This window comes from Pseudoalteromonas sp. Isolate3 (genome assembly GCF_022398505.1).
In the GTDB taxonomy this organism is placed as follows: Bacteria; Pseudomonadota; Gammaproteobacteria; order Enterobacterales; family Alteromonadaceae; genus Pseudoalteromonas; species Pseudoalteromonas apostichopi.
On record NZ_JAKEVN010000237.1, the window covers coordinates 1 to 1,727 of the forward strand.

A 1,727-nucleotide genomic window follows, 5' to 3' on the forward strand; every position below is an offset into this window, starting at 1 on the left:
GGAGACGATTTATATAAATTACCATCGTGAAGTAAATGACTTCACGATAGTTTAAATAAGGATAATTAATCTATATCACTTGCATAGTTAATTAAGTTTAAGAATAGCCGTTCGGCCATGCTAGTTACACCTGTACCTGGAGTGTAGTTCTCAACTTTATCTTGAGTGTTAACAATACCATTATCAGATAATAGAATATCGCCAGTTTCTGGGTCCATAACAATTGTAGGCAGACCATCTTGATTAACTGCTAATACTTGAGTACCTGCTGGCATTTCAGAGAAATAGCCTTTCGCACCACCCGCTTGATAAAAACTCGTTACACCACCAAATGGGCCAGCAAAAATAGCCTGCTGAGCAAGAGTACCCACGCCATCAGGGTTTTGCGTATTTGGGCCGTCGACATAACCATCACGCGTGACAGTATAGCCCCACTTTGCATACACTTTTTCATTCGGCAAGTCAGAGTCAGCTGCAATAATAGTTACGTTACCTGGTTTCTTTGACCAATTGTAAAGCTCTGAAACTTCAGCGTCTGTGAAATCTGTATCATGAAAACTCCCCACAAAAAAGATATCTGTGCCATAAGAATCGATTGCAGCTTCTGTAATGGAGTTTGCAGCGGCAAAGTCATGATTAATTGTAAGTGTTTTATTTACAATTCCACCTTCACCAAAATTTGCTGCACTCTTAAGTTTTGCGACAGGTTTATCAAATAAATAAGCATTCAATGTGTAATTTTGCCAAGTCGCTTTTCGTTGCTTATCAATACTCGTGATAACAACTGACTCTGCACCGGTACTACAGGTTGGTTTGGTATAACAAGCAACTGGTTTAAGTGTGTTTAACGCTAAATCATTAATACGCATAGGATACGTACCCATTGCACATGTTTTACCCGTTTCAATTGATGCTTTATACAGCTTAGTTATATTGTAATTACCTTGATCGTTAATAACTTCTCGAGCAATAATCAGCTCACCATTTTGATCAAGCGCAGCACCGGTCACTGTCGTTAAGCCATGTTCAGATTTTTTCGTTAACTCAAGTGTAGAAAGGTTCAAAGAGAAAATGCTTGTTGCAGAAACTAAATAAACTTCTCCGTTTTTAACAATCATATCACCACGAAGAATATCTGAACTATTCCCATAGCCAGTCATATTACCTACAAACTGAGTTTCACCAGAATCTGGGGAAATAATATAAAACTTACTGCCTTTAGAGCCGTAGATAACATCACGATTTGGATCATAAGCTAATCGAGTCATCGAATTAGAGCGACTAAACACTGTGTGCTCATTTGTATCCATATCAACGTAAGCGAGACGAGTATACTTATACTTTTCACTTTTAATTGGCAGGTCAGCTAGTTCATGACTTGCTAAATTAAATTCACTTACATCAAGCTTATACGAAAGCGGTCGTGGAGCTGAAACGTAATAAAGTCGGTTTCTTGTACTATCAAATGCTATAGCTGCTGACGAGAAAGCAGCTTTTGAATGAATCGCTGCACTTTGCGTTTGTTCATCAATAGAAAAAACGAAACCTAAATGGCCTCGTCCAGAGTTAATACCATACAGCTCGCCTGTGCAGCTATTTGCCGAAGCATCTGCAGCCACGGCTCCGCATACCATCAATATTGACAGGATAGATTTTTTCATTGTATTTCACCTGAAGAATTAACTAAAACTTTATCATTAACAGAAATAGCAAATAAATTATTTACT

Annotated in this window: 1 protein-coding gene; it reads right to left on the reverse strand. The window is 38.2% G+C overall.

Annotation, left to right across the window (positions count from 1 at the left end; genetic code table 11):
- Positions 1-65 precede the first annotated feature (65 nt).
- A complete protein-coding gene (locus L1D46_RS20550) occupies positions 66-1,661 on the reverse strand; it encodes a hypothetical protein (protein WP_239978162.1) in 1,596 nt (531 codons plus the stop codon).
- Positions 1,662-1,727 lie beyond the last annotated feature (66 nt).